The sequence below is a fragment of the Geodermatophilus sabuli genome (genome assembly GCF_010686765.1).
GTDB lineage: Bacteria > Actinomycetota > Actinomycetes > Mycobacteriales > Geodermatophilaceae > Geodermatophilus > Geodermatophilus sabuli_A.
On record NZ_JAAGWF010000021.1, the window covers coordinates 1 to 3648 of the forward strand.

3 protein-coding genes and 1 pseudogene are annotated in these 3648 nt (G+C 76.1%); 1 reads left to right on the forward strand and 3 read right to left on the reverse strand.

What is annotated here, in order from left to right; translation table 11 throughout:
• Positions 1 to 180 (forward strand): annotated as a pseudogene (locus GCU56_RS18475) (sulfite exporter TauE/SafE family protein); the annotation flags it as partial.
• A gap of 105 nt (positions 181 to 285) precedes the next feature.
• Here the strand turns inward: GCU56_RS18475 and GCU56_RS18480 are convergent.
• The 3 genes from GCU56_RS18480 to GCU56_RS18490 all read right to left on the reverse strand — a co-directional run bounded on the left by GCU56_RS18480 (position 286) and on the right by GCU56_RS18490 (position 3335).
• Positions 286 to 1266 (reverse strand): NAD-dependent epimerase/dehydratase family protein, encoded by a 981-nt coding sequence (locus tag GCU56_RS18480; RefSeq protein WP_163483225.1) that lies wholly within the window; start codon positions 1264 to 1266, stop codon positions 286 to 288.
• Positions 1267 to 1420: 154 nt separating this feature from the next.
• Entirely contained in the window at positions 1421 to 1918 is a 498-nt protein-coding gene (locus GCU56_RS18485) for a DUF5994 family protein (protein WP_163483226.1), read from the reverse strand.
• 178 nt (positions 1919 to 2096) lie between these two features.
• Positions 2097 to 3335, reverse strand: coding sequence for an aldose epimerase family protein (locus tag GCU56_RS18490; RefSeq protein ID WP_163483227.1), 1239 nt, complete (start codon positions 3333 to 3335; stop codon positions 2097 to 2099).
• Positions 3336 to 3648 lie beyond the last annotated feature (313 nt).

A 3648-nucleotide genomic window follows, 5' to 3' on the forward strand; every position in this document is an offset into this window, starting at 1 on the left:
GCCGCGGTCGTCCACTCCTTCCGCGAGTACCGCAAGGACCGCGCCCAGGAGTCGGCCGACGCGCTCGCCGCCGAGGCAGCCCGCCTGGCCGACGAGGTCGAGCTCCCGGCTGACGCCGCCGACGCCGCCGACCTGCGTCGCAACCTCGCGGCCGGCCGGCCCAGCGCCCCGCAGGACTGAGCAAGGACCCCCTCCACCCCACCCCTCGCCAGATCGGGGGCGGGCCCCTGGAGGGGGCCGTACGAGGGCCCCGCCCGGCAGCCGCCGGGCGGGGCCCTCGCCGTCTCAGCGGGCCGCGAGGAGGGCGGCTTCGAGCTCGGCAGGCAGGCCGGGGCGCGGCAGGCCGTGCGGAGGGTCGGGCAGCCGCTCGACCGCCCGCAGCCAGGCCCAGGTGTCGGCGACCGTGTCGCGCAGCGGGCGGCCGGGCAGGCCGAGCTCGCGGGCCCGGGAGGTGTCGACGTCCCACGCCGTGCGGGCCACGTCGGCGGGCAGCCACAGCGGCAGGTGCAGCCACGGCTCCACCTGCGCGGCCAGCAGTTCCGCCTCGGGTACCGGGACCCACTCCGCGTCGCCGCCGGTCACCGTCCGACAGAGGTCGAGCAGGCCGCCCAGGGTGGTCATCCCCACGGGTCCGGTGGTGGTGACCGCCCCACCCCGGCCCTGCTCGGCGACCTCCACCAGCCAGCCGGCCAGGTCGCGGGCGTCGACGGCGGCGATCGGCTGGTCCAGCGCGTCCGGGACGACCACCCGGCCGCCGCGCGCGATGCGGCGCAGCCACCAGCCGAGCCGGTCCACCCGGTCGTGCGGCCCGACGATCAGCCCGGCGCGGGCGGTGAGGAACCGGTCGCCGAGCACCGCCGCCAGGACGCGCTCGGCCTCGGCCTTGATGGCGCCGTACTCGTCCTCGTCACCGGTGCGGGTCGGCTCGCCGTCCTCCGCGCCGATCGGCCCCGGAGGCCAGTGCGCGTAGGCGTTGAGGCTGCTGACGAAGGCGTAGCCGCGGACCCCGGCCAGCGCGGCCGCCGCGTGACGAGCGGCGGCGCGGGTCTGGCAGGAGGTGTCGACGACGAGCTCGGGCGCCCAGCCGGCGAGCGCCGCGGGCAGGGCCGCCGGGTCGTCCCGGTCCCCGTGCAGCGCGCGGACCCCCTCGGGGGGCTCGCCGGACACCCCGCGGGTGAAGGTCGCCACCTCGTGGCCGCGCTCGAGCGCCGCAGTCGCCACGTGCCGGCCGAGGAAGTGGGTGCCACCGAGGACGAGCAGTCGCATGCCGCCACCCCAGCCCACCCGCTCCCCCACCGTCCAGCCGGTTCGCGGCGGGCGGAAGACCCGGGCACCGCCGCCGGCTCACGAGGGTCGGGGAGGCGTCGCCCCCTGCAGGGCCTCGCCGCGAGCTCGCGAGCGGTGGGGCGGGGATCCTCTCTCACACCGCCCGGGTGTAGGGCAGGCCGGGGACCTGCGGCAGGGGCATGGACCGCGCGGCGGCCATCACCATCTGCGGCGAGTTGGGCAGTCCGCGGCGGGTGCACAGCCGCAGCGCGCGGGCGCCGGTGATGACGTCGGTCTCCGGCGGGACGACGAGCAGGTCGGCCCGGCGGTTGCCTCCGGCCCAGGTCAGGCAGACGACGCCGGGGTCCATGCTGCGGAAGCCGCCCGTGCGCACCACCCGGCCGCCGACGACGACCTTGCGCGGCGCCGGGGCCCAGGCGTCGAGGGCGTAGGTGAAGCGCTCCACGCGCACCCCTCGCTTGTCGAGGGCGGCGATCAGCTCGGGCACCTCGACCGCGAGGTCCCGGCTGCGCGGGAACCACGCCCCGTCGAAGGGCTGTTCCCCGGCCCCGGCGTCGGCCCGCAGGCTCACCCGGACGTCGATGCCACCCCGGTGACCCTCGGCTGCCAGCGTCTCCCGGGTGGTCGTCATCAGCGTCGTGCCTCTCGTCGTGAGCCCTGGGCCCCCGCACACGGCCCCGAGGACAACGTAGGAGGTCGGCAACGGGGGTCCCGCGGAGCGGGCGGTGGGCGGGTCGTCGTCCCCCGGCCGGTCGTCACGACTGGTCATGAGACGGTCACGACCACCCACCGCCGCGCTCGGTGCGGTCTCAGTGCGTCAGCGCGAACACCGTGGTGCTCTCGTACACCTCCCCCGGGCGCAGCTCGGTCGACGGGAAGGCCGGCTGGTTCGGCGAGTCGGGGAAGTGCTGGGTCTCCAGCGCCAGGCCGTCGCCCTGGCGGTAGACGCCACCGCCGGTGCCGACGAGGGTGCCGTCCAGGAAGTTGCCCGAGTAGAACTGCAGCCCGGGCTCGGTCGTGGCGATCTCCAGCGTCCGGCCGCTGGCCGGGTCGTGCAGCACGGCGGCCGGCTCGAGCGCGTCCTCGGCGTCGGAGCCCTCGCGGGCGCCGTCGTCGGTCCGGTCCAGCGCCCAGTTGTGGTCGTAGCCCTGCCCGAACAGCAGCTGCTGGTCGTTCTCGCGGATGCGCTCCCCGATGGCCGTGGGCGCCCGGAAGTCGAACGGGGTGCCCTCCACCGGGGCGATCTCGCCGGTCGGGATGAGCGTCTCGCCGACGGGCGTGTAGCCGCTGGCGTTGATCTGCAGGCGGTGGTCGTAGACGTCGCCCGAGCCCTCACCGGCCAGGTTCCAGTAGGTGTGCTGGGTCAGGTTGACGACGGTCGGGGCGTCGGTCGTGGCCTCGTAGTGGACCGTCAGGCGGGAGTGCTCGTCGAGGCTGTAGGTGACGGCGGTGGTGAGGGTGCCGGGGAAGCCCTGGTCGTCGTGCGGGCTGACCAGCTCCAGCCGCAGGGCGGCGACGTGCTCGTCCCCGACCGGGGTGGCCGCCCAGATGCGGTCGTCGAAGCCGTCGGTCCCACCGTGCAGCGTGTTGGGGCCGTCGTTGGCCGGCAGCGAGTACGTCTGGCCGTCCAGCGTGAACTGCGCGTCGGCGATGCGGTTGCCGTAGCGGCCGATGAGCGAGCCGAAGTAGGGGTCGTCGTCGGAGGCGTAGCCGGCGACGTCGGCGAAGCCGAGGACGACGTTGTCCACCTCCCCGTGGGCGTCGGGGACCTCAAGCGTCTGGATGACCCCGCCGTAGGTCAGCACGCGGACCGTCATCTCGCCGTTGCTGAGGGTCCAGCGCTCGACGGGGGCGCCGTCCGGCGTGCTGCCGAAGGGCTCGACGGTCGTGCGCGCACCGCCCCCGCCGGAGGCGTCGTCCCCGGACGCGCCGGCCGGTGTCACGACACCACCGGCGAGCAGGCCGGCGCCGACGACGGCGACGAGCGCCCTGCGGCGACGGCGTCCGCGGAGGTCCGGGACGGAGAGGGTGGGCGGGTGTCCAGGCATGGGGACTCCGATGTCCGTGGCGATCCACCGGCGTCGTCGCGCGGTGGCGGGAGCACCGCCAGGTGTCAGGAGCGGATCGAGCGGGTGCCCGAGAAGCGGTCCGAGGACGATCAGGGACGCTAGGGAGGCGGCGGGAGCGGTGTCAACGCCCGGCCCGGGGACGCGAACGGCCGGGTGGGCAGCTGCCGCCGCGGGAACGGCGTGTCGCGAACGGGTCGCGACTTCAGCTGCCCACCCGGCCGGGTGGCGCGGGGTGGCTCCGTCCCGGGCCCCACCCTGAGCGTGCGGAGGGTGGGCAGGACGGGGTCCTCTG

Bases quoted from the DNA above. Each gene is read 5' to 3' on its own strand.
- GCU56_RS18480 (WP_163483225.1), bottom strand. From the start codon at position 1,266: ATGCGACTGCTCGTCCTCGGTGGCACCCACTTCCTCGGCCGGCACGTG.
- GCU56_RS18485 (WP_163483226.1), bottom strand. From the start codon at position 1,918: ATGACGACCACCCGGGAGACGCTGGCAGCCGAGGGTCACCGGGGTGGC.
- GCU56_RS18490 (WP_163483227.1), bottom strand. From the start codon at position 3,335: ATGCCTGGACACCCGCCCACCCTCTCCGTCCCGGACCTCCGCGGACGC.